The organism is Microbacterium sp. STRO-2N, assembly GCF_057747775.1.
Genome location: NZ_CM173223.1, coordinates 3,511,220 through 3,534,677 on the forward strand (window position 1 = coordinate 3,511,220; position 23,458 = coordinate 3,534,677).

Here is a 23,458-nt window from a genome sequence, read left to right on the forward strand (position 1 = left end):
ACCGTGTGCACTCGGCTCATCCCTCCCTGAGGGAGGTGGCGCGAACCATCAACTGCGGCGCGTACTGGTCCGCGGCGGAGTTCTCCGCGGAGTCGGGATCCAGCAGCTGTCGCACGGCGGCAGCGCCCATCTTGTTGCCCGCGTGGCGGATGCTGGTGAGCGGAACGATGGCGTACTCCGCGAACTCGATGTCGTCGTAGCCGACCAGGGAAACCTGGGCGGGAATGCCGACTCCTGCGGCGATGAGCTTGTGCATCAGGCCGAGCGCCAGCAGGTCGTTACCGGCGAAGATGCCGTCAGGCAGCTGTCCGCGCTGGAGCAGCTGATCGCCGATCGCCTCACCGGCGCGAACGGTCTGCAGGGGAACGGAGATGGTCTCCAACTGAACCGGGTGCGGCGCCGATGCAACAGCATCCTGCGCTCCGTCGCGGCGGTCCGCGACCTGCGGGTGAGGGCCACCGACGAACAACAGCCGACGGCGCCCCTGCGCGATGAGGTGCTCGGTCGCCAGTCGTCCGCCGCTGCGTCCGTCGCCACTGATGGACGGATACACCATCTCGGCCTGCGGCTTACCCAGGACGACGAAGGGTGTCCCCTTCCGGCGAAGCTCGACGAGTTCCTCGGGGACGGAGCCGACGGGGGCGATGAGGACGCCGTTGACCTGCTGCGACTCGAAGAAGCGCAGGTACTGCCTTTCACGCTCGGCGTTGTCGTCCGCGTTCGCGAGAAGGATGAACATACCGTGCCGCGCCGCTTCCTCCTCAGCTCCTGAAGCCAGCTCAGCGAAGACGGGGTTGCGGCTGTTGGCGACCACGAGCCCCAATGCTTGGCTGCGTCCGACGCGAAGTCGCCGGGCCGCATCGTTGCGAACGTAGCCCAGCTCGGCGATGGACGCCTGCACGCGGGCGAGCATCTCGTCAGAGAGTCGCGTGGGCTGGGTGAGCGCGTAGGAGACGGTGGCACGGGACACGCCGGCGTGCTTGGCGACATCGTTGACTGTGACGGGCTGTCGGATGGTCTCGGGGGTCATGGTGTCTCCTGATGCGGTGGGCAGGCCGGCCCGTGAGCCGGCCTGCCCTGATGATGGCTTATCCCTCGGCGAACGCCGCGTCCATCCGCTCGAGCACCTGGGTGGTGCTGATGCTGCCGTTGAACAGCTCCTGGATCGCGGTGAGGTGCTCGCTCTGCACCTTCGGGTTGGGCCAGAACACGTCCGGGAACGGACGGTCGCGCCCATCTGCCTGGTACTCGGCGACGGCAGCCAGCACCGGGCCGGTCTCGAAGTCCTCCGACGGCAGCGCCGGCGCTGCGCCGGACTCGGTCGCATAGATCGCCTGGCCCTCGCTGGAGGCGAGGAACTCGATGAACTTCTTGGCGAGCTCCGGCTCCTTGGCGTCAGCGTTGATGGCGTACTCGATGCCGACGGACACCGGCAGGTAGGTCTCGGCGGGGTCGTCGGTGGCAGGCACCGGCGTCATCGAGAACGTCGTGCCCTCCGCGGCGTACTGCTCCGCGTTGGCGGCAGCCGAGGTGACCTGGATGGCACCCAGCGCGGTGCCCTCGCCCAGGCTGGTCATCTGCTCGTCGTAGCCGACGCCGTTGGGGTTCTCGTTGAAGCAGCCACCGTCACGCATCTCGGCGTACTTGTCCATGGCGTTCTGCCACTCCGAGTCGACGAACGTGGTGGAGCCGTCCAGCTGCTGCTCGGTGAAGTCCGCGTCAGGACCATAGACCAGCGTCGACGTCAGCGCGTACGGGACCAGCTGGGTGGTCCACGCCGATTTCAGGCCCAAGGCGAAAGCGACCTTGCCCTTCTCGGTCGCCGCCTTGCAGAATTCCAGAACCTCGCTCCACCTGGTCGGCGGGGTCAGGCCCGCCTCCTCGAGCGCCTGGTCGTTCCACACCGCGCCGATTCCGACGACGGTGACCGGAATGCCCACAAGGGTGCCGTCACTGTTGACAGACACCGACCGCTGCGAGTCGCTCAGCTCGCCGGCCCACGGCTCGTCCTCCAGCGACATCAGCAGGTCGTCGTCGCCGAGCGTGCGGACCGCGGTGGCGTTGCCGCCACCGGGCCAGATGCGGAACACATCCGGGGCCGTGCCCGCGGACAGCTGTGTACGCAGCGTCTGCTGGTAGGCGGCGTCGTCGTTGGCGAACGTCGCCTTCACCGTGACTCCCGGGTTGGCTTCCTCGAACGCGTCGATGACAGCCTGCGCAGGTGCCTCACCGGCGGCGGTGAATGTGAGCACTTTGCCCTCTCCCTCCGCTCCGGTGCTGGGGTTGGTCGAGCAGCCAGCCAACGCCAGCGCAACGACTGCGGCCGAAGCTAGCGCAACAGTGCGCCGCTGTGCCGTTGTGGAACTCATCTTTCCTCCTTTGGAAGTGGGCAGATGCCCAGGTGCATGTGATGCGCGCCGCTGGGAAAGTGTCGGGACACTATCCCTTGAGCCCTCCCGCAAAGCCCTTGATGACGTACTTCTGCAGCGAGAAGTAGACGACAAGAATCGGGATGACAGTTATGACGAGCCCCGCGAAGATCAGCGGCCACACAGTGACGTACTGACTGACGAAGCTGTAGATGGCGACCGGAGCGGTGGTGTTGCCGCTGCCGGAGAGGTACAGCAGCGGGACGAAGAACTCGTTCCAGATGCCGACGAGGTTGAGGATGATGACGGTTCCGGTGACGGGACGCACCAGCGGGAACACGACGCTGACGAACGCGCGAGTCGGCCCGCAGCCGTCCAGGAGCGCTGCCTCCTCATAGTCCGTCGGCAGTTCCCGCAGGAACGTCGTGTACAGGAAGATGGAGAAGGGCATGCCGGTGCCGACGTTGATGAGGATGACCGCCCACAGTGAGCCGATGAGCCCGAGGTCCCGCAGCGTCGTGTACAGCGGCAGGAGGGCCAGCTGCGCCGGGACGATGAGACCGCCGATGAAAAGGTAGAACGTCCACCGCGACCAGGACCGAGTCACCCGCGCCAGCGGGTATGCGGCAAGTGCGGAGACCACCACAATGAGTGCGACGCTGATGACGGCGATGAATGTGCTGTTGACCAGTGCGCTGCCGAGGGCGGCCTGGCTCCAGGCCTGGACGTAGTTGTCGAGCGTGGGCGGCCACGCGAAGGACAGCGCGCCGGTGCCGCTGTTCATCGGCTTGAGGGAGACGTTCACCAGCGCCACGAGCGGGATGGCGAAGATGATGGCGGCCACGATCAGCGCGATCTCGCGCACCAGCGTGGTGGCGGTGTAGCGACGGTACATCAGTTGGCCTTCCGCAGCGTGAGCCGGTACTGCACGGCAGCGAGCCCGGCGATGAGCACGGTCATCACCACAGCAAGTGCGGTGGAGAACGGATACTCACCGAACGCGAACGCGTTCTTGTAGATCAGGGTGGAAATGGTTTCCGTGGCCGTGCCGGGTCCGCCACCGGTCATCGCCACGACCTGGTCGAACTGCTTGAGCCCGCCGATGAGGGACAGCATCACGTTGATGACGATGGCACCGTTGAGCAGCGGAAAGATCACGCTCCGGAAGCGTCGCCAGGGGCCTGCCCCGTCGATGACGGCAGCTTCCATGATCTCGTCGGGGATGGCCTGCAAGCCCGCGAGGAAGATCACCATCGAGTACCCGGAGAACTGCCACACGATGGCCACGATGATGGAGCCCAGGGCGAATCGGGGGTCGCCGAGCCAGTCCTGCGCCAGCGCTCCCAGCCCAACTCCTCGCAGCGCTTCGTTCACGGCGCCGCTGGGTGAGAGCAAGTAGCTCCACACGTAGCCGGCGACCAGCGGGGTGAGGACGACGGGGGCGAAGAAGATCACGCGCAGCACGTAGCGCGACTTGACCATCGTGTTCACACCGAGTGCGAGGGCAAGGCCGATGGCGTTCTGTACGACGGTGGCCACCACCGCCAGGATGATGGTATTCATCAGCGCGGCCTGCGCGGCGCGGTCGGTGAACACGTCGGCGAAGTTCTCGAGGCCGACGAAGCTCCAGTCGTCGCCGAGCCCGTTCCAGTCGGTGAAGGAGAAGAAGCCGCCTCGGAAACTGGGCACCACCACGATGAAGAGGTAGATGGCGAGCGCGGGGACCACGAACCACCACGGCACGCTGACCCCGGCGCGACGGACTCGGCGCGGGGTCGAGTCGGTGGAGCGAGGGGGCGCGCTCGGCAGTTCGGCGGGCGGCGCCTCACTTGTCATCCAGACCACTTTGTCTACTTCCGTCTGCGATCCGCTTGACACGTGGATCGATTCACAAGACACTCTATACACAGCCCCCGGGGATCGTGCAAGCGAAGATTCGTCACGTTGTGAATCGATCCACCACCTTAGCCGTCCGGGGGCGGCGTTGTCGAAACGAGGTCTCCCTGTGCAGCTGCCCGGAGTGCTGTTCTTCCCCGTGACACCGTTCGATTTGCGCGGCGATGTTGCTGTGCCCGTCCTGGAGCGCCATCTGTCCGACGCGCTCGCGCACAGCCCCGGCGCGGTGTTCCCCGCGTGCGGAACGGGCGAGTTCCATGCCCTGGACGCGTCGGAGCACGACGTCGTGGTGCGCACGACGGTGGACGTCGTAAACGGCGCCGTCCCCGTCATTCCCGGCGCCGGCGGACCGCTCGGGCACGCCCGCACGGTCGCGCGCGCCGCGCAGTCCGCTGGAGCGGATGCACTGCTGGTGCTGCCGCCGTATCTGGTGTCGGCTCCGCAAGCAGGTCTCATCGGCTATGTCCGAGCCATCGCCGACGCGACGGACCTTCCGGTCATCGTCTATCACCGCGGGCTTGGCGCCTTCACACCCGAGTCAATCGCGGAACTGCTCACCGATCCCCGCATCATCGGGGTGAAAGACGGCGTGGGCGACATCGCCGTCACGCAGAGGTTCACGCTGGCCGCACAGCAGGTCGGACGCGGTGATGTGCTGTTCTTCAACGGGTTGCTCACGGCTGAACTGAGCCAGCGCGCGTACCAGGCGATCGGCGTGCCCCACTACTCGTCCGCAGCGTTCGCGATGGCACCGGCGGTGGCCACCGCGTTCTTTCGCGCCTACCGGGATGGTAACCAGGTCCGCGTGGACGAGATCCTCTCCCGGTTCTACGAGCCACTGGTCGCGTTGCGGGATCGTGTCCCCGGGTATGGGGTGTCGCTCATCAAGGCGGGGCTCCGCTCGCGCGGGCTGGACGCAGGCGCGGTGCGGCCGCCACTTCTCGACCCGACGCCCGCCGATCTGCGCGAGCTTGAAAGAATCCTCGACGCCGGAGAGGACCTGGTGCGATGAGCGTCAAGGACGCCGTCACAGCTGCCGCGGCCGCCGCTCCCGCGGCTGCGGCCTCAACAGACAACGACCGGGCCCGCTGGTTGCGGGCGGTGGCCGACAGCCTGGAGGCGAACGCGCCGGAGCTGGTGACGCTCGCGGACGAGGAGACCCACCTGGGTGAACCTCGTCTGTCCGGGGAGGTCACCCGCACCACGAATCAGCTCCGCCTGTTCGCCGAGGTGGTGACGGAGGGCTCCTACCTGGAGGCGGTGATCGATCATGCCCGCCCGGACGCGACACCGCCGCAGCCCGACTTACGCCGGATGCTCCGGCCGTTGGGGCCGGTCGCGGTGTTCGCGGCGTCGAACTTCCCGTTCGCGTTCTCCGTAGCAGGCGGTGACACCGCCTCCGCCCTCGCCGTCGGCTGCCCCGTCGTCGTGAAAGCCCACCCGGCTCACCCCGAACTGTCTCGCCGGACCGCCGCTGCGGTCCAGGAGGCGCTTGCTCGCTCCGGTGCACCGGACGGTGCGTTCGGCCTCGTCGAAGGGCTCGATGCCGGTCTCGAGCTGGTGCAGCACCCGGCGATGACGGCGGTGGCGTTCACCGGCTCGACCGCCGGCGGTCGCGCGTTGTTCGACCTGGCCGTCGGCCGGCCGGACCCCATCCCGTTCTACGGGGAACTGGGCAGCATCAACCCCGTCGTGATCTTCCCCGCAGCCGACGACCATCGTGGGACGGAGTTGGCCGCAGGACTGGTGACGTCGATGAGCTTGGGGGCCGGCCAGTTCTGCACCAAACCCGGTGTCGTCTTCGTGCCGCGTTCGTCCAGGACCGAGCGCGCGCTGCACGTCGATCCCACCGCACCCCGGATGCTCACCCCCGCCATAAGGACCGCGTTCGACCGCGGTGTTGAGGACCTGCTCGCCACCCCCGGGGTAGAGCTCGTCGCCGGCGGCCCTGCCGGCCCACTGATCGCGGCCGCCGACGCGGCGACGGTCATCGCCAACCCGAAGCTGCTGCGCACCGAGGTGTTCGGTCCGGTCACGCTGCTCGTGCGATACGACGACGCGTCACTGCCAGCCGCCTTGGACAGCCTGGAAGCAAGCCTGACTGCGACCGTCCACGCCGAGTCCGCCGACGACGTCGGCGCAGTCGTGTCCAGGCTGGAGAGTCTGGCCGGACGCGTGCTGTTCGACGGGTGGCCCACAGGGGTCGCAGTGACATGGTCGCAGCACCATGGTGGACCCTGGCCGGCGACGACATCGCTGTTCACCTCCGTCGGAGCCGCTGCGGTGCGGCGGTTCCTGCGCCCCATTGCCTATCAGAACGCCCCTGAAGCGCTCCTCCCGCCCGCCCTCCAGGAGCGGAACCCGCTAGGCATCCCGCGACGCGTGGATGGAGTGCTGGAACCGGCCACCGCTCACGTGGCGAACGGGTGACCGCACCGCAGGAGCGCACCTGACCTGCGCCTGTATCCAGCCATCCATCAACTGAATCCACAAAGAGGTGTTCATGTTCTTTCGCCCACGTGCCGGTCGTGTCGTCGCGGCCGCAGTCATCGCCGCTCTCGCGCTTGCGTCGCAGCCCGTAGCGGCCGTCGCAAACGAATCCACCCACGCCGTGCTTCCGTGGCCTGTCTCCGGCCCGTTGCCGGAAGTGGAAGCCATCCAAGGCGGCACGGTCGACCTGGCGTCATTCAACGGTCTCGAGCAGGACGTCGCCCCGCATCTCGGGAACGTCGCCCGGCTTGCGAACTCCGTCCACGACGACAACGCCACCAACTACGGCTTCATCACGTGCGGATGCTGGCGGGCGGGGCAGGGTCCGAACGACGCGCGCGTCATGGAGAACGTGCTCACCCTCGGCTACTTCTACACGACGGACCGAACCTGGAATCCGTACTTCCACGATGAGGCCCTGGGGCTGCGATTCAACGCTGCCGTGCAGTTCCTCCTCACCCGCCAGAACGCTGATGGCTCCTTCCCGCAAGGCAGTGGCGACCTGAAGTCACGAGCCGCGACCGGGTTTGCCCTCGAGCTCTATGCCGAACTCCTTGACCTGCTCGAGGAGGACACCACCATCGACCCCCGGCTGCCGGAGACGCTCACCGCGTCGCTGGAGCGCGCCGCGTGGTGGTTCCTCGAGGATGCCGAGGTGTGGGGTCCGCGCGGCGACCAGTTCGCAAACCAGGTCGCGAGTGGGCTGGTGGGCATCTCCAACCTGGTGGACCGCTTCGACGACCCGACGCTTCGGGCACGGTTCGAGGAGCGCCTCGCCGAGCACCGCGCCACGTCGCAGAGCGAAGCCGGCTTCTACCGCGACGGGACCGTCGCCCACCGCTACAGCCTGGAAGTCGAGTCCGAGGACCTCGCCGGGTGGGGCGATGCGGCCACTCGTCGGGTCATCGACGAGATGCAGACGGCGTATATGGACTGGGCGCAGTACCACCTGCTGTACGACCAGGAGCTCGACGGGTTCTTCATCAACACCGCCACCGACTCCCGCCACCGCGGCTGGAACTACGCCGACCAGATCCCCATCGGAGCGAACCACCTGTGGTCGAAGATCGTGCCTCAGGCCGGCGCTTACGGTCGCACCGCTGAGGACGTCGCCGAAGAGCGGGCGGCGTTCGCGGCCGGGACGTGGGAGTCCACCGTCGAGCCGAAGATCTCCGCAGCATGGTCGTACATGGATCCTGCGCTCGTGCGCGATGTGGTCCTCGGTGCTGAGCACTACCCGAGCGCGTCCGAACGGCTGGCGGCGATCGCGACGCTGCGCCCCTACGCCCGTGACGCATACACCGACTACCGTGCGGACTCGCTGCTAGGTCAGCAGTTCGTGTTCGCCAAGCGCGACAAGTACGTCACCGCGCTGTCATTCGGGAAGCACGTCGACACCCAGTACGGGTTCTGGGACAACCAGCGGTTCGGTCTGAACTATCTGTACGACCCGCAGATGGGCGTGGTCATTCAGAGTCAGAACGCGCCCGCCATCGGCGCACCGCGCACCCGCCCTGCGGCGGCCGAGCTGTCATGGGGCACCGGGCGTGTGGTCGGCGGGGTGTTCCGCATGGACTCGCACGACCAGCCGGTCCCCACCTACTCGATCTCGGGCGTGCCGACCGATCCGGCCGATGCCGGCGCGACCGACGTGCTCGAGGTGAGCTACTCGCCGTCCGATGGCACGGTGAAAAAGAAGGTCACTCTCGGCGAGGAGCTGGGTGTTGCGGTGGCAACGACCGGAGCGTTCTTCGAACGGATCCCGCTCATCGTGGGCGATGACGACGAGCTGCTGTGGGATGACGGCGCACAGGTCCCGGTGGGAAGCACCGCGAGCTCCGAAACCGCACACGGTGTCATCCTCCACCGCGACGGCCGAAGCCTCGAGATCACCTGGCAAGGCGCCGGGTCGGCGACCATCCGACCCGCCTCGTTCCCTGTCGCAGGGGGTGCGCGGACCTTGCACGTCCTGGACATCGAAGCCACCGACACGCTGCATTACTCGCTCCGCGTCATCGACGACCGGTGCCCGGCCTCGAACACCGCACCGACCGTGCGCATCGGCGCTACCGACACGGGCGTTGCGAACATCGACGACGGCAGCGGGTGCACCATCAGCGATCTGCTCCGCGCCGAGGAGCAGTGGCCGAGCCATGACGAGTTCGTCTCTCATGTCAACCGGGTACTCGACCCGCTCACCCAGCAGGAGCTGCTCACGGGGAGGGACAAGTCCCGCGTCGTGCGCGCAGCCGCACAATCCGACATCGGCAAGGATCGAGTCACGGTGACCCCGGCGTCGGAGTCCGCCACCGCAGGCAGCGAACTGGCGATCACCGTGTCGGGCAATCGTGTGGGCGCGTCGACTGTCACCGGACCCTGCCTGGTAGAACCTGCCACGCTCGAGGGTGCCGGGGAGGTGACGGTGACGGTGCGGGAGACGCTGCTCCCCGGGGAATGCCCGCTCACGGTCCGCACCGATCTGACGTCGGGAACCGTCGAGGAGGACGCGATGCCGCTGACAATCGTGCCCGCTGCCGACGGCACGGTGTTCACCGACACCTTCACCTCGCCGGCGGCGACGGAGGCAGCGTGGACCAGTGTGGACGGCGTGTGGTCGGCGACCGAGGGCGTCTTCCGGCAGACCGACACCACGCGCACCGGCTGGCGGTCGGTCGTGGACGGGCTGCGGGTCGCGGACGGGTCTGTGGAGGTGGATGTCACCTTCCGGAGCACCGCAACCTCGACGGCGTTCGCGGGCGTGCAGCTGCGAACCGCGAACCCGGGCGACGCGTACACGACCAGCGGCTACCTGGTCTATGTGCGGCCGAACGGTTCTGTGGACGTGTTCCGCGCCGGTCAGGGCGTCATCGCCAGCGGCACCGGGGCGCCGCTGAGCGGTCCCACCAGGCTGCGAGTGGAGGCGGACGGGGCGACACTGCGTGTGTTCGTCGGACACGAATCCACCCCGCGGGTGACGGTGACCGACTCCGCTCCGGTCCTCACAGCAGGGTTCGTGCAGCTGATCACGGGGCGGGCGTCCGTGGACTTCGACAACGTCCGCGTGCGTCATAGCAGCTAGCCGCGCCCGACAGTGGGGGTGCCGGAGTGGGATCGCTGCGGCACCCCCGCAGGACGTCCTGTCGAAGTGCAGCGTCATCTCTCGCGGTGAGGTCGGCGCCGAGAAGAAAGCGCTGGCCAAGCGTGGGCGGATCGTCCGGAGCGGATGGATGATCAGTCGCGCACCGGGAAGCGGCGGTCGAGCCAGGCGAGCAGATCGGCGCGGACCTCGTCCTGCATGACCTCGTTGAAGATCTCGTGGCGTGCGCCCGGGTACACCAGCGTCGTCACATCGGTGAACCCCGATCGCGTGCGGTAGGCGTCGGCGAGCCTGTGGACGCTGCGCGGTCCGCCGACGGTGTCATCGCGTCCGACCATGAGGAGCGCCGGGATGTCGCGACCGAGGTTCTTGCGCGGGAGCCCGATGAGCCGGAGGGTGTCGATCGGCCCGAACAGCTTGGGGAGCGTCGTCGTCGTCGTGAGGCGGTCGGCGAGGAACGCCTCGCCGACCGCGGGGTCGGACGAGAGCCATTCCACCCCGGTCGCGCCTGGTCCGTTCCACGGCGCGTTGAGGTCGCCCGAGTTGAGCGCTCCGGGCCAGAGCAGCGACGAACCGGAGAGGATGAGGGCGTCGTACGCGTCGGGATGCGCGTTGACGAGCTTCTGCGCCATGAACGAGCCCCACGAGTGGCCGAGCAGCACGAGCGGAAGTCCGGGGTTCTCGGCGCGGATGAGCTGCGTCAGCTGCCAGATCGCGGCGATCGTCGCGGGCAGACCGCCCGGCCCGAGCTTGCCCAGGTGAGGGGACCCCTCGCCATGCTGACCGACACCGGTGCGGCCGTGACCGCGATGGTCGTCGGCGTACACCGCATACCCCTCGGCGGTGAGCGCCCCGATCAGGCTCGCATAACGGCCGGCGTGCTCGCCGACTCCGTGGAGCAGCTGCACCACCGCACGAGTCTCGGTGTGCGCCGGGTGGACGTCGTAGACGATCGCGACGCCGTGTGCATCCGTGAACTCGGGCATGCGGTGCAGTCTATGGGGAGGATGCCGCAACCGCTGTCCGCCCTGTGGATGAGGCATCCGTTTTCTTTAGCGAAGCTAATGAGCTATGCTAAGTAAACGCATGAGCACCTCAGAGAACCCCACGGAAGACTCCAGAACCCCGTCCCCCGACCTCTCGGAGGCCGCCTCGACCCTGCGCATCGCGACGTTCCGCCTCGCGCGGCGCATGCGCACGCAGCGCGCGGTCGACTCGATGAGCGACGGCCAGTTCGCCGTGCTCGCGGCGCTGTGGACGCACGGCACGCACACACTCGGCGAGCTCGCCGACCGGGAGCGCGTCTCGGCCCCGTCGATGAACCGCACGGTCAACTGCCTGCAGGAGCTCGGGTACATCACGCGCTCGGCCGACGAGAACGACGGCCGCAAGGTCGTGATCGCCCTGACCGAGTCCGGACGCGCAGTCGTCGCCGAGACGGCCCGCCGTCGCGACGCGTGGGTCGAGGCCGCGCTGGAAGAACTCACCCCGCAGGAGCGCGCGACCATCGCCGACGCCGCCGACATCATGGCGAGGATGGCAGCACGTTGAGCGCGATGTTCCGTTCCTTCTCGGTCTTCAACTACCGGGTGTGGTTCATCGGCGCGCTCGTCTCGAACACCGGCGCGTGGATGCAGGCGACCGCCCTCAGCTGGGTGGTGCTCACCGAGCTCACCGACAACGACGCCGCCGCGATGGGCATCACGATGGCGCTGCAGTTCGCGCCGCCGCTGCTGCTCGTCGGCGTGACGGGGTGGGTCGCCGACCGCTTCGAACGGCGGCGGCTGCTCGTGGTGACGCAGACGCTGCTGCTTCTGCTCGGCATCGCGATCGGCATCCTGCTCCTCCTCGGGGTCATGACGCTGCCGATCATGTATGCGTTCGCCCTCGCGCTCGGCGTCGTCGCCGCGTTCGACAACCCGGCACGGCAGGCGTTCGTGTCAGATCTGGTCTCGCGCGAGATCGCCTCGAACGCCGTCGCACTCAACGCCGCCTCGTTCAACGGCGCGCGCATGATCGGCCCGGCGATCGCGGGTGTGGTCATCGTCGCGGTCGGCACGGGATGGGTGTTCCTCGTCAACGGCGTGACGTTCCTCGCGATGATCGTGGCGCTGATGCTGATCCGCACCGACCAGCTCGTGCCGCGCGTGAAGGCGCCGGGCGCCTCGCGCCTGGCCGACGGGTTCCGCTACGTCGCACGGCGACCCGACCTCATGGTGACGTTCGCGATGGTGTTCCTCGTCGGCGCGTTCGGAATGAACTTCCCGATCTTCGCGTCGACCATGGCGCTGGAGTTCGGGCAGGAGGCCGACGGCTACGGCCTGCTCAGCTCGATCCTCGCGATCGGCTCGCTGGCCGGCGCGCTGCTCGCGGCGCGACGCGATCGCGCCCGCATCCGCGTCGTCATCGGGGGCACCCTGCTCTTCGCCGCGGCCGCCGCAGTGTCGGCCGTGATGCCGTCCTACTGGGCATATGCCGTGACGCTCATGTTCACCGGGTTCGCCGTCGTGACGATGCTGACGACAGCCAACGGGTACGTGCAGACCACGACCGACCCGGCGCTGCGCGGGCGGGTGCTCGCGCTCTACATGGCGATCCTCATGGGCGGGACGCCGATCGGCGCGCCGATCGTGGGCTGGGTCGCCGACCAGTTCGGCCCGCGCGCGGCGATCCTCCTCGGAGCCGTCGCAGCGCTCGTCGCGTTCGCAGTCGGTGCGACGTGGCTCATCGTGTCGGGGCGCCTGCACCGCCACGAGCAGAAGCGCTTCCGGCTCACGATCGACGAGACACGCCCGCTCACCGTGGTCCCGCCCGAGGAGTTCAGCGACGCCGTGGCCGGCACCACCCCGATCCGCCTGCCCGTCGAGGACGACCCGCGCGAGCGCCGCAGCGCCTGAGCAGGAAACGGCAGCGCCAACCGGCCGGGCGCTACGCGACCCGGATCCGCTCGTCGTGGTCGTCGAGCACGAACGACTCGAGCGCGACGGCTCGGTAGAGGCGGTGGCGAGCAGGACCCTGGAGCTTCGAGGGGTCCCACTCGCCGAGGCTTCGCTCGATCGATCGCGCGTTGTAGAGGGCGAGCGCTTCGTCGAATCCGGTGTCGGGAACGACCTCGGCTCGGGCCGCGACGTACAGCGCACTCCCCTCACCCGGCGCGCGGCTCGAGTCGAAGATCACGAGTGACACGTGCGGATTCTCGGCGATGTTCCGAGAATGCCGCGCGCCGGGCTTCGAGGCCCACACGAACAGGTCGAGGCCGCGGGGCGCGAACCACACAGGAGTGGCCCACGGCGTACCGTCGGCCGCGGCGGTCGCGAGCGTCAGGTACGAGTTCTCCGCAGCGAGCGCGCGGCCGAGGCGCTCGGGAGCGGTGGCGGCGTCTTCGGGCCCCATGCGACCACCCTAGGAGCGTGCCTCCGAGGCGGCGAGCAGTTCTGCGGGATGCGTGAGCCGCCACCACGCGGTGGGCGGCGCGATGTCGCCGACGATGTGGACGTCGGCGGTGGCTGTGTGGGGGCCCGCGGTCCACGTGATGGTGCCGATGACCTCTCCGTCGGCGTAATCGGCCGGGTCCTTCGAGTCCACGGTCATCGTGATCGGGGTGTCGGACCACGTGAACATTGAGGCCGACTCGGCCACGGCGACCTCGACATGCTCGCCCCACGGGGTCGAGAACGAGCCGACCGTGTCGCCGCGGGCCACGAGCGGGACGGTCTGGAAGCCGTCGCGGATGCTGGCCAGCAGGTCGACGACATCGCTGCCGAGCGACTGTCGTGTGGCGCCGCCGAGCATGACGCCGGTCACGCTGAGTCGCTCAGACGCCCCGACGTCGAGGGTCGCCGTGTAGAGCAGGTTGTAGCTGCCCTCGCCGAGGTTGCCGGTCTTGAGCCCGGTGATCCCCTCGGTGCCCAGGAGGTCGTTGGTGTTCGACACCACGCCGATCTCGGGGTGCGAGAACGACACGGTACCGGTGATCTTCGCGATCACCGGGTGGGCGGCGGCGAGCTTTCCGATCGCGATCAGGTCGCTCGGGGTGCTGGTGTTGCGCGGGTCGATGCCGGTGGGTTCGACGATCGTCGTTTCGGTGAGTCCGCGGGCCGCGAGCCACTCGCGCGTCGCACGGAGGAACGCGCCCTGTGAGCCGTACGCCCAGGTCGAGATCGCCTCCGCGTAGTTGCTCGCCGACGGGATGAGCATCGTGGCGAGCGCGTCGCGCAGCGACATCGAGCTGCCGGCCGGCATCTCGGCGATCGTGGCCCCGAGGACGTAGTACTCGTCGTAGAGATCGTGGTCGGCCTCGCTGAAGGTGATCGTCGGGCCGAGGTCGTCCACGCCCGCCAGCGGCTTCGCCTCGAGCATGACCAGCGCCGTGATCAGCTTGCTGATGCTCGCGATCGCGCGGGGCTCGTTCGTCCCGCTCGACGTCCAGATCCCACTCGCCTCCGGGCCGAGGTACGCGTCCGCGCCCGAGATGCTGATCGCCGATGCACCCTCCGTCGGGAGGGCGATCGCCGCCGCTGCGGACGCCGGCGCCGGCGGAGCGCTCCATGCCCCCTGGGGTGAGCCGAGGGGGGCGGTGAGCGCCCAGCCCGTGTAGCCGCCCATCGTCGCCAGGACCACCACGAGCACGATCGACACGATGACGCCGGCGCGTCGCCTGCGCGCGCGCCGGGCCTCCGGATCGACCCGCCCGCGACGATCGTCGAACTCCTGCTCGTGGCTGATCAGCTCGGCGAAGTCGGCAAGATCGTCCGGCGAGTGGTGCGTCGTCATCGAGGTGCCCTGTCGGTAGTCCTGGTCCATCATGCAACACCGCAAGCGACTCCCAGACGCTGGTGAAGGCACAGCTGGGACGTCCGAGACGACCGGCACCCGCTCGGCCGCGGGAGCGACTCTCGACCCCGACGGCTCACCCGCGTGACGCGGAGGAGGTCGTTCAGAGCCCCTGGCGCGTCCCGGTTCCTGTGATCGAGAGCGTCGCGACCGCTGGGGCGAGTCCGTCGGATGTCACCGTCACCGTCGCGGTGCCCCGGCCGGTCGGCCGCACGATCGCGAGCGCCCGGCCGCCGAAGGTCGTCACGACGGGGCCTGCGAACGACTCCTCGGTGCGGATGCGACCGGTTCCCAGGCCGACGAGCTCTGCGGCCCCCTCGACCGTCACGGTGACCAGCCGATCGAGGTCACCGGCCACGGTTCCGGCGTCGTCGGCAAGGGCGATCCCCACGAAGCCGAGCCCGTCCTCCCCGATCTCGCGCTCCTCGGCGGTCGCCGCCAGTGCGATCTCCCCCGCGGTCCTCAGCGATGTGCGACCCACCTCGCGACCGCCGGTGCGGGCGATGGCGACGAGCTCTCCCGGGTGGTACCGCGTCTCGAAGCGCGCACGGAAGGCTTTCTCTGCGCCGACAGCGGCGACCCCGATCACGCGGTCGTCGAGTCTCAGCTCCACCTCCTCAGCAGGCGCATAGACGTCGACCGTGACGGGGGCGCCGGGCTCGGCATCCCACGTCCACGACGACACCGAGTCGTCCCACGACCACGGTGTCGTCGCCGTCGGCCGGCCGTGGTGCTGCGGCGGTTGGACCGCGACGTACGGCTCGGTCCTGAGCCCGAAGACGATCTCGCGGTAGTAGGAAACCGGCCGGCGGTGACCGGTGATGTCGATGTCTCCGCATCCGGCGAGCAGATGAGGGTACGGTCCGACCGTGCCGGTGGGCTGGTATCCCTCCTCGTCGATGTAGTCGACGCGACCGATCCCCGCCTCCCCGATGTAGTCCCAGCCGGTCCAGGTGAAGTCGCCGATGACGTGGCCGCAACGCGCGACGAGCGCCCACATCTTCTCGATGCGCGACGGGAACGTCTCGGACCCGACGATCACGCGGTTGGGGAACAGCTCGCGATCGAGCAGATATCGGGACTCTGCGTAGTTGAGTCCGACGATGTCGAGCACGGACGCGGATTCCTCCGTCGACGTCGTCACGAGTTCCGACGCGTTCGCGCGAGCCATCATGTCGCCCATCGCCGCCATCATCGTGTTGGGATCGGAGGCAGCGGCATCCGGGCTCTCGTCGGCACCGGACTCGACCTCCCTCATCCGGTCCAGGTTCGCGATGATGCCGTTGATGCCGTTCGTGACGAATCGGGTGTCGTCGCGCTCACGGACGGCCTCGGCGAGGCGCCGGCTCCAGGCAGAGCCCGCCGGCGTCGCGAGTTCGAGGATCTCGTTGCCGATCGAGTACATGACGACGCTCGGATGGTTGACGTCCTTGGCAACCATCGCATCGATGTCATGCCGCCACCGTTCGGCGAAGCTCGGGGCCGCATCGAAAGCGACCTTCGAACGGGTCCATGTGTCGGTCAGTTCATCCATGACCAGCACGCCGTGCCGGTCGCACGCGTCGAGCATCGCGCGGCTCATGGGGTTGTGCGCGCTGCGCAGCGCGTTGAAGCCGGCGGCCTTGAGCACGCGGACGCGCCGGTCCTCGGCGGCTGCGAAGGTCGCGGCTCCGAGCGGTCCGCTGTCGTGGTGCACGCACGCACCCCGGAGCTTCACCGTCTCACCGTTGATCCGCAGCCCGCGTCGCGCGTCGAGTTGAATCCGACGGATGCCGAATGTAGCGGCATCCGTGTCGATCTCGTCCCCGTCCTCGTCTGCCAGGGTCGTCCGGACGCGGTACAGCGCGGGCGACCCCTCACTCCACAGCGCCGGGTCGTCGACCGCCAGGCGCACGCGCGCGACGGCATCCGAGCCGGGCAGCACCGTCACCGGCGACGTTCCCGCGGCGACCTCGGAGCCGTCGGGCCCCTCCACCACCCAGTCGAGCCGCAGCGTGCGAGTGTGCCGCGAGCCGTTGCGCACCGTCGTCGCGACGCGCACGACGGCGCGGTCGGCGTCGATGTCGGGCGTCGTCACGCGCGTGCCGTCGAGCGGGATGTGCACCGGATCGGCGACCACGAGATGCACCGGCCGGTAGATTCCCGCTCCGGAATACCACCGGCTGTCGCGGTGCGCCCGAGCTTCGACGGTGATCCGGTTCGGCTCGCCGTAGCGCAGATAGGGGTCGAGCACGGCCTCGAATGCGTTGTAGCCGTTCGGCTCGTGCACGACCGCATCGCCGCCCACGAAGACGACCGCGTCACGATAGACGCCCTCGAACTCGAGCCGCACCGTCTTGTCGCGCCACTCCTCCGGCACGTCGAACGTCTTGGCGTACTCGAACACTCCCCCCGGCACGTAGCCGGTGTGCACGCCCTGGTCGCTGTCGGCCGAGCGGGGCAGGTCGCGCACCGCGTCGTGGGGCAGGCGCACGGGCTTCGGCGTGGACTCCGGGGTCGGCGCCTCGAACGCGCCGAGCTTGGGGCCGACCGTCCATCCGTCGAGGAAAGGCGCGCGGATCACGCGTCCTGCTCCGGCACATCGACGGATGCCGCTTCCTCCGACCGCGCGTCGAGCACCTGTTCGAGTCCGACGAGGTCGAATCCGCTGATCATCGCGCGAAACGCCTCGGCGAGCGCCTCGGCCATATCCGTGGACTCGGGATCGAGCAGCCACTGCACCTGCAGACCGTCCATGAGGGCGATCGTCGCGACGGCGGCACGGCCAGGGTCCACCCCCGGCATCAGACGCCCCGCGTCGGCGACGCGCTGGAAGGAGCCGGTCACACTCTCCCGTACGGACTCGTATCGGTTCACGAAGTAGGGATGCGCGGGGTGCGTCGGCGAGGTCGCCTCAGCCGAAAGCGTGCAGTACAGCTCGACGACCCCGGGGATGGACGCGTTGTAGCGGGCCAGGGTGACGAGCCCCCGGAGCGCCTCGACGCCGTCTGGCAGTTCGAAATCGACGAGCCGGCGGGCCATATCGTCACGGTGGTCGAGCACGGCCAGCAGCAGTGCGCTCTTGCTGCGGAAGTGGTGGAGCAGCCCGGCCTCGCTCATGCCGACGCGTTCGGCGACCTCTCGCAGAGAGCCGGCGCGGTAGCCGGACTCCGCGAACACCTCCAGGGCGGCATCCAGGATCGCCGTGCGCGTGGCCGCGGATTTCGCATACTCGCCGCGCGGCTTGCCTCTCTTCGTGGGAGCGGTCCCCTTCCGCGATGCGGCGGAGGTTGTCTCGGTCATCGTCTCACCGTATCCCCGGGTCGTCTCGCGCACCTCCATCGGTGCCCGCCGGGATCCTTCTTCTCCGTTCTATAACGAATTCCGAGTCATCGCTAGCTTTTTGTGTTAAAAACCTAGCGCATCCTCGACATTGGTGTTAGCGTCAGCCCGCAGTAGGCGATCCGCAGGGGCATCGCCACAGATGAAGGGACCAAGGATGTTCCGTTGGAAGGCCACAGCAGCCACCATCGCGATCGCCGCTCTCGCCCTCACCGGCTGCGCCGGCGGCGGCGACGACGGGTCGAGCGGCGACTCCGGTCGCGCAGACCGGCTCACCCTCACCGCGATCGTCGCCCCCACGAGCTACGACATCGGTCAGGGCGCCGAGTACGGCAACCGCAGCCCGTTCTTCCAGGCTGTGTTCGACACGCTGCTCCAGAAGAACGCCGAAGGCGAGATCGAGCCCTGGCTCGCCACGGACTGGGAGTACAACGACGACAACACGGTGCTGACGCTCACGCTCCGCGACGACGTGGAGTTCACGGACGGCACGAAGCTGGACGCCGACGCCGTGGTCGCGAGCCTCGAGCGCTTCCGCGACGGCACCTCTCCGCAGGCGGCGACGTTCGCCGGCAAGGAGTTCGCCGCCCCTGACGCCACCACCGTCACGATCACCCAGCCCGCACCCGACCCGTCGCTGATCAACCTGCTGTCGATCGCACCCGGTCTCATCCAGGCGCCGTCTACATTCGACGACCCCGACTCGGCCACCGAACCCGTCGGCTCCGGCCCGTACGTGCTCGACACGGCGTCGACGGTCACCGGAACGACGTACGTCTACACCGCGAATCCGGGCTACTGGAACGCGGATGCCGTCAAGTACGACAACCTCACGATCAACGTCATCGAGGACCCGACCGCCACGCTGAATGCCATGAAGGCCGGCGAGGCCAACGGCGCCAAGATCGTGAACAACGACACGATCCCCGAGATCGAGGCATCCGGCTGGACGATCGAGTCGAACGAGCTCGACTTCCACGGTCTGCTCCTGTTCGACCGGGCGGGCACCATGGCACCCGAGCTCGCCGACGTGCGCGTGCGCCAGGCGATCAACATGGCCTTCGACCGCGAGGCGCTGCTCCAGGCGCTGCAGGCGGGCTACGGCACAGTGACCGAGCAGGTCTTCCCCGAGACCTCGGTGGGATATGACGACGCGCTCGACAGCACGTACGGATACGACCCCGAGGGCGCCAAGGAGCTGCTGGCCGAGGCGGGTTACCCCGACGGCTTCACGCTCAACATGATGTCGACTCCGGCCTTCCAGACCACGTTCGACCTCGTTGCGCAGCAGCTCGCCGACATCGGGATCACGGTGAACTACACCGACCCCGGCACGGGCAACTTCATCACCGACATGCTCGCTCCGAAGTACCCGGCGACGTGGATGGCGCTGGAGCAGAACCCGGACTGGCAGCTGATCAACTTCATGATCGCGCCCGATGCGACGTTCAACCCGTTCCATTCCCAGGACCCGCAGGTCGACGAGTACATCACGACCATCCAGATGGGCACCCAGGAGGAAGCCGAACAGGCGACCAAGGACCTCAACGCCTGGATCGTCGAGAACGCCTGGTTCGCTCCGTTCTTCCGGGTGCAGGGCACCTTCGCGGTCGACGCGAACACGAACCTCGAGTTCTGGCCGACCAACGCCTACCCGTCGATCTTCGGCTTCTCGCCGAAGAACTGAATCCTCTCCCCGCCCGCGCCGTCGCGCGCGGGCGGGGAGACACCACCCACGGGAAGCGACATGCTTGCATTCATCCTCCGGCGCCTGCTGTCGGGCGTCATCCTCATCGCGGTGATCTCGTTCCTCGCGTTCGTCCTCCTCTACGCCTCGGGCGGCGACATCGCCCGCCGCATCCTGGGCGAGAACGCGACCGCTGAGACGGTCGCCAAGAAGACCGAGCAGCTCGGGCTCGACCAGCCGCTGCTGCAGCAGTACGGGAGCTGGGTCACCTCCGCTCTCACCGGCAACCTCGGTCGCAGCTGGTTCACGGGCGAGCTGGTCTCGACGAGCGTCAGCAACCGCCTCGCGGTCACGCTCTCGATCGTGATCGGCGCGACGCTCGTCTCGGCGATCGTCGCGATCGTCCTCGGCATCCTCGCCGCCCGCCGCGGCGGCTGGGTCGACGGCAGCGTCCAGATCATCTCGCTCATCGGCTTCGCCATTCCCGGCTTCCTCATCGCGTTGGGGCTCGTGCTCGTGTTCGCGATCAACTTGGGCTGGTTCAAGGCGACCGGCTACGTGCCCGCCACGACGTCCGTTCCCGGGTGGCTCTCCTCCGTGACCCTCCCGATCGTGGCACTGTCGATCGGCGCGATCGCAGCGGTCTCGCAGCAGGTGCGCGGCTCGGTCATCGACGCGATGTCGCGCGACTACGTGCGCACGCTCCGCTCGCGCGGGCTCAGCACGAACTCGGTCGTCTACCGCCACGTGCTGCGCAACGCGGGCGGTCCGGCCCTCGCGGTGCTCGCGGTCCAGTTCATCGGGCTCCTCGGCGGGGCCGTGATCGTCGAACAGGTCTTCGCCATCCCCGGCATGGGCCAGCTCACCGTCCGGGCCACCACGCTCGGTGACATCCCCGTCGTCATGGGCGTCGTGATCGCGTTCGCGATCATCGTCGTCATCGTGAACCTCCTCATCGACCTCGCCCAGGCGGCGCTGAACCCGAAGGTGCGACTCTCATGACCGCCATCGACGTCCCCCTCGACGTACCGGTCGCACCGGTGCGCGTCTCGCTCTGGCGGCGCCTCCTGCGCCGCCCGCTGGGCCTCGCCTCGATGCTCTTCCTGGCCCTGCTCGGCGTCATTGCGATCGTCGGCCCGGCGATCGCCCCGCAGGACCCGAACTACGCCGACATCCGCAACGTCCTCGCCGCTCCCAGTGCCGCGCACCTGCTCGGCACCGACGGCAGCGGTCGCGACGTGTTCTCGCGCCTGCTCGCCGCGACCCAGACGACTGTCGCCGCCGCCCTCCTCGCGCTCGTCGTGGCGCTCGTCCTCGGTGTGGTCAGCGGACTCATCGCCGGCTACTACCAGGGCTGGTTCAACAGCGCGGCCACGTGGGTCACCGAGCTGAACATGGCCCTGCCCGGCATCGTCGTGCTGCTGGCGGCGCGCGCCGTGCTCGGCCCGTCGGTGTGGATCTCGATGTTCATCTTCGGCATCCTGCTCGCCCCTGCGTTCTACCGGCTGGTGTACGCGTCGGTCACGGCGGTGCGCACCGAGCTCTACGTCGACGCGGCCCGCGTGTCGGGTCTCAGCGACACGCGCATCATCGGGCGCCATGTGCTCTCGGTGGTGCGGGCGCCGATCATCATCCAGTCCGCAATCATCGCCGGCATCGCCATCGCGATCCAGTCAGGGCTGGAGTTCCTGGGTCTCGGCGACATCGCCGTGCCCACCTGGGGCCAGATGCTGAACGACGGCTTCAAGAACATCTACAAGGAGCCCCTCCTGATGCTCTGGCCGTCGCTCGCCATCGCGCTCACGTGCATCGCGCTGACCCTCCTCGGCAACGTGATGCGGGACGAGATCGAGCGCACCGTGTCGCTGCGCCGCAAGCGCCGCCGTGCGGTCGCGACCGCGACCGGTTCTGTGGCCGCCGTGACGACCTCCGTCGGGCTGAGCGGCGGCGACGTCGTCGATCTCGACGAGCCGCCGGTCTTCGAGAGCGAGGGCGTCATCGTCCACCAGGACGACGCGCGCAGCAAGGCGACCGAGAAGGTGCTCGAGATCCGCGACCTGCGCATCGGCTACGACCAGCCCGACGGGTCGCACATCGAGGTCGTGCACGGCGTCTCGCTCGATATCCGCAAGGGCGAGGTGCACGGCCTGATCGGCGAGTCGGGGTCGGGCAAGACGCAGACCGCCTTCGCCGTGCTGGGGCTTCTCCCCCGCGGCGGCCATGTCACCGCCGGGTCGATCCGCTACGAGGGCACCGAGCTCGCCGGCGGCGACGACCGCACGTATGCCGGCCTGCGCGGCAAGCACATCGGCTACATCCCACAGGAGCCGATGTCGAACCTCGACCCGGCTTTCACGATCGGCAGCCAGCTGGTCGAACCGCTGCGCAAGAACCTCGGGCTCTCGAAGAAGGCGGCGACCGACCGTTCCCTCGAGCTGCTGGATCGCGTCGGCATCCCGAACCCGAAGCGCACATTCGACGCCTACCCGTTCGAGGTCTCGGGCGGCATGGCGCAGCGCGTGCTCATCGCGGGCGCTGTGTCGACCGACCCCGACCTGATCATCGCCGACGAGCCGACGACCGCCCTCGACGTCACGGTGCAGGCCGAGGTGCTGGATCTGCTGCGCGACCTGCAGGCCGAGCGGCACATGGCGATGCTCCTGGTGACGCACAATTTCGGCGTCGTCGCCGACCTCTGCGACCGGGTGACGGTCATGCAGAGCGGCCTGTTCGTCGAGCAGGGTCCTGTGCGCGCGATCTTCAAGGACGCGCAGCACCCGTACACGCACGCCCTCCTCGACGCGATCCTCGACGAGGGTCCGGCTCGCGGTCCGCTCGTCACGAAGGGAGCACGCGCATGAACGCCCCGCTGACCACCGCCGTCCAACAGACGGCGCTCCTGGACATCAGGGACCTCGTCGTCGAGTACCCCGGCAAGGGCTTCCGCGCCCAGCCCTTCCGGGCGCTCAAAGGCGTCTCACTCGACATCCTTCCGGGCGAGACGGTGGGCCTGGTGGGTGAGTCGGGGTCGGGCAAAACGACGCTCGGCCGCGCGGCGCTCGGCCTGGCACCGGTGACCGAGGGCTCGATCGTCTACGACGGTCGCGACATCTCGCACCTCACGCGCCCGCAGCGCAGGTCGCTCAGCTCCGAGATCCAGGTCGTGTTCCAGGACCCGTACTCGTCGCTGAATCCGTCGATGACGGTCGAGCAGATCCTCATCGAGCCGCTGACCGCGGCCGGGGTCGTTGCCGGCGAGGCGAAAGCGCGAGTGCGCGACCTTCTCGACCAGGTAGGGCTTCCCGCCGACGCCCGCGGGCGGCTTCCCCGCGAGTTCTCGGGCGGCCAGCGGCAGCGTGTCGCGATCGCACGCGCTCTCGCGCTGCAGCCGCGACTGATCGTCTGCGACGAGCCGGTGTCGGCACTCGACCTGTCGACGCAGGCTCGAGTGCTCGATCTCTTCATCGAGATCCAGAATCGCACCGGCGTCGCCTACCTCTTCGTGACGCATGACCTCGCCGTCGTGCGTCACATCAGCCACCGTGTGGCGGTGATGTACCGCGGCGAGATCGTCGAGACCGGCGACGCCGATCGCGTCACCTCACGGCCCGAGCACCCGTACACGCAGCGGCTCTTCATGGCCGCGCCTGTGCCGGATCCCGACCGCCAGGAGGAGCGTCGCGTCGCCCGCCGCGCTCTCCTCGACGCCGAGGCGGCCGCGGACGCGGCGTGACGAATCCTGATGCCGGGGCCGGTCCCGTTCGT

At 68.6% G+C, this 23,458-nt stretch carries 18 protein-coding genes; 9 read left to right on the plus strand and 9 right to left on the minus strand.

The features are described from left to right. Positions 1 to 16: 16 nt before the first annotated feature. The 4 genes from AC3ANN_RS16175 to AC3ANN_RS16190 all read right to left on the minus strand — a co-directional run bounded on the left by AC3ANN_RS16175 (position 17) and on the right by AC3ANN_RS16190 (position 4,097). Complete coding sequence (locus tag AC3ANN_RS16175) at positions 17 to 1,030, minus strand: LacI family DNA-binding transcriptional regulator (RefSeq protein ID WP_488338406.1); 1,014 nt, start codon at positions 1,028 to 1,030, stop codon at positions 17 to 19. A gap of 58 nt (positions 1,031 to 1,088) precedes the next feature. After that, entirely contained in the window at positions 1,089 to 2,252 is a 1,164-nt protein-coding gene (locus AC3ANN_RS16180; protein WP_488338407.1) for an ABC transporter substrate-binding protein, read from the minus strand. Positions 2,253 to 2,439: 187 nt separating this feature from the next. Next, the gene (locus AC3ANN_RS16185; protein WP_488338408.1) at positions 2,440 to 3,264 is read right to left on the minus strand and encodes a carbohydrate ABC transporter permease; all 825 of its coding nucleotides are present in this window, start codon (positions 3,262 to 3,264) and stop codon (positions 2,440 to 2,442) included. Then, positions 3,264 to 4,097, minus strand: coding sequence for a carbohydrate ABC transporter permease (locus AC3ANN_RS16190; protein ID WP_488338409.1), 834 nt, complete (start codon positions 4,095 to 4,097; stop codon positions 3,264 to 3,266). The genes AC3ANN_RS16185 and AC3ANN_RS16190 overlap by 1 nt, the downstream gene beginning before the upstream one ends. A gap of 277 nt (positions 4,098 to 4,374) precedes the next feature. Here AC3ANN_RS16190 and AC3ANN_RS16195 point away from each other — a divergent pair, with 277 nt between their 5' ends. The 3 genes from AC3ANN_RS16195 (at position 4,375) to AC3ANN_RS16205 (ending at position 9,834) form a co-directional block, all read left to right on the plus strand. Then, positions 4,375 to 5,277, plus strand: coding sequence for a 5-dehydro-4-deoxyglucarate dehydratase (locus AC3ANN_RS16195; protein ID WP_488340853.1), 903 nt, complete (start codon positions 4,375 to 4,377; stop codon positions 5,275 to 5,277). Then, positions 5,274 to 6,695 carry an aldehyde dehydrogenase (NADP(+)) gene (locus AC3ANN_RS16200; RefSeq protein ID WP_488338410.1) on the plus strand — a complete coding sequence of 474 codons (1,422 nt, stop codon included), beginning with the start codon at positions 5,274 to 5,276 and terminating at the stop codon, positions 6,693 to 6,695. The genes AC3ANN_RS16195 and AC3ANN_RS16200 overlap by 4 nt, the downstream gene beginning before the upstream one ends. Before the next feature lie 217 nt (positions 6,696 to 6,912). Continuing rightward, positions 6,913 to 9,834, plus strand: a complete 2,922-nt coding sequence (locus AC3ANN_RS16205) for a DUF5585 domain-containing protein (RefSeq protein ID WP_488338411.1) — start codon at positions 6,913 to 6,915, stop codon at positions 9,832 to 9,834. Between the two features lie 152 nt (positions 9,835 to 9,986). On the opposite strand, the gene AC3ANN_RS16210 is transcribed toward AC3ANN_RS16205, so the two are convergent. Next, a complete protein-coding gene (locus tag AC3ANN_RS16210; protein ID WP_488338412.1) occupies positions 9,987 to 10,838 on the minus strand; it encodes an alpha/beta hydrolase in 852 nt (283 codons plus the stop codon). A 100-nt stretch (positions 10,839 to 10,938) separates the two neighbouring features. Between AC3ANN_RS16210 and AC3ANN_RS16215 the strand changes: the two genes are divergently transcribed. Both AC3ANN_RS16215 and AC3ANN_RS16220 read left to right on the plus strand, forming a co-directional pair. Then, positions 10,939 to 11,403, plus strand: coding sequence for a MarR family winged helix-turn-helix transcriptional regulator (locus tag AC3ANN_RS16215; RefSeq protein WP_488338413.1), 465 nt, complete (start codon positions 10,939 to 10,941; stop codon positions 11,401 to 11,403). 5 nt (positions 11,404 to 11,408) lie between these two features. Next, positions 11,409 to 12,749 carry an MFS transporter gene (locus AC3ANN_RS16220; protein ID WP_488340854.1) on the plus strand — a complete coding sequence of 447 codons (1,341 nt, stop codon included), beginning with the start codon at positions 11,409 to 11,411 and terminating at the stop codon, positions 12,747 to 12,749. Positions 12,750 to 12,780: 31 nt separating this feature from the next. Here the strand turns inward: AC3ANN_RS16220 and AC3ANN_RS16225 are convergent, their stop codons facing one another. From AC3ANN_RS16225 to AC3ANN_RS16240, 4 genes are all read right to left on the minus strand, one after another. Beyond that, entirely contained in the window at positions 12,781 to 13,245 is a 465-nt protein-coding gene (locus tag AC3ANN_RS16225) for a pyridoxamine 5'-phosphate oxidase family protein (protein ID WP_488338414.1), read from the minus strand. A gap of 9 nt (positions 13,246 to 13,254) precedes the next feature. Continuing rightward, positions 13,255 to 14,658, minus strand: coding sequence for a D-alanyl-D-alanine carboxypeptidase family protein (locus AC3ANN_RS16230; RefSeq protein ID WP_488338415.1), 1,404 nt, complete (start codon positions 14,656 to 14,658; stop codon positions 13,255 to 13,257). A 130-nt stretch (positions 14,659 to 14,788) separates the two neighbouring features. After that, positions 14,789 to 17,248, minus strand: a complete 2,460-nt coding sequence (locus tag AC3ANN_RS16235) for a glycoside hydrolase family 2 TIM barrel-domain containing protein (RefSeq protein WP_488338416.1) — start codon at positions 17,246 to 17,248, stop codon at positions 14,789 to 14,791. Further along, entirely contained in the window at positions 17,245 to 17,967 is a 723-nt protein-coding gene (locus AC3ANN_RS16240) for a TetR/AcrR family transcriptional regulator (protein WP_488338417.1), read from the minus strand. Before AC3ANN_RS16240 ends, AC3ANN_RS16235 begins: the two co-directional genes overlap by 4 nt. Positions 17,968 to 18,163: 196 nt before the next feature. On the opposite strand from AC3ANN_RS16240, the gene AC3ANN_RS16245 reads away from it, so the two are divergent. Genes AC3ANN_RS16245 through AC3ANN_RS16260 form a run of 4 tightly spaced genes read left to right on the plus strand, consistent with a single transcriptional unit; the run spans position 18,164 to position 23,426 of the window. Continuing rightward, positions 18,164 to 19,693 carry an ABC transporter substrate-binding protein gene (locus tag AC3ANN_RS16245; RefSeq protein ID WP_488338418.1) on the plus strand — a complete coding sequence of 510 codons (1,530 nt, stop codon included), beginning with the start codon at positions 18,164 to 18,166 and terminating at the stop codon, positions 19,691 to 19,693. Positions 19,694 to 19,753: 60 nt separating this feature from the next. After that, positions 19,754 to 20,695, plus strand: a complete 942-nt coding sequence (locus tag AC3ANN_RS16250) for an ABC transporter permease (protein WP_488338419.1) — start codon at positions 19,754 to 19,756, stop codon at positions 20,693 to 20,695. Continuing rightward, the gene (locus AC3ANN_RS16255; RefSeq protein ID WP_488338420.1) at positions 20,692 to 22,554 is read left to right on the plus strand and encodes a dipeptide/oligopeptide/nickel ABC transporter permease/ATP-binding protein; all 1,863 of its coding nucleotides are present in this window, start codon (positions 20,692 to 20,694) and stop codon (positions 22,552 to 22,554) included. Before AC3ANN_RS16250 ends, AC3ANN_RS16255 begins: the two co-directional genes overlap by 4 nt. Continuing rightward, complete coding sequence (locus AC3ANN_RS16260) at positions 22,551 to 23,426, plus strand: ATP-binding cassette domain-containing protein (protein WP_488338421.1); 876 nt, start codon at positions 22,551 to 22,553, stop codon at positions 23,424 to 23,426. Before AC3ANN_RS16255 ends, AC3ANN_RS16260 begins: the two co-directional genes overlap by 4 nt. Positions 23,427 to 23,458 lie beyond the last annotated feature (32 nt).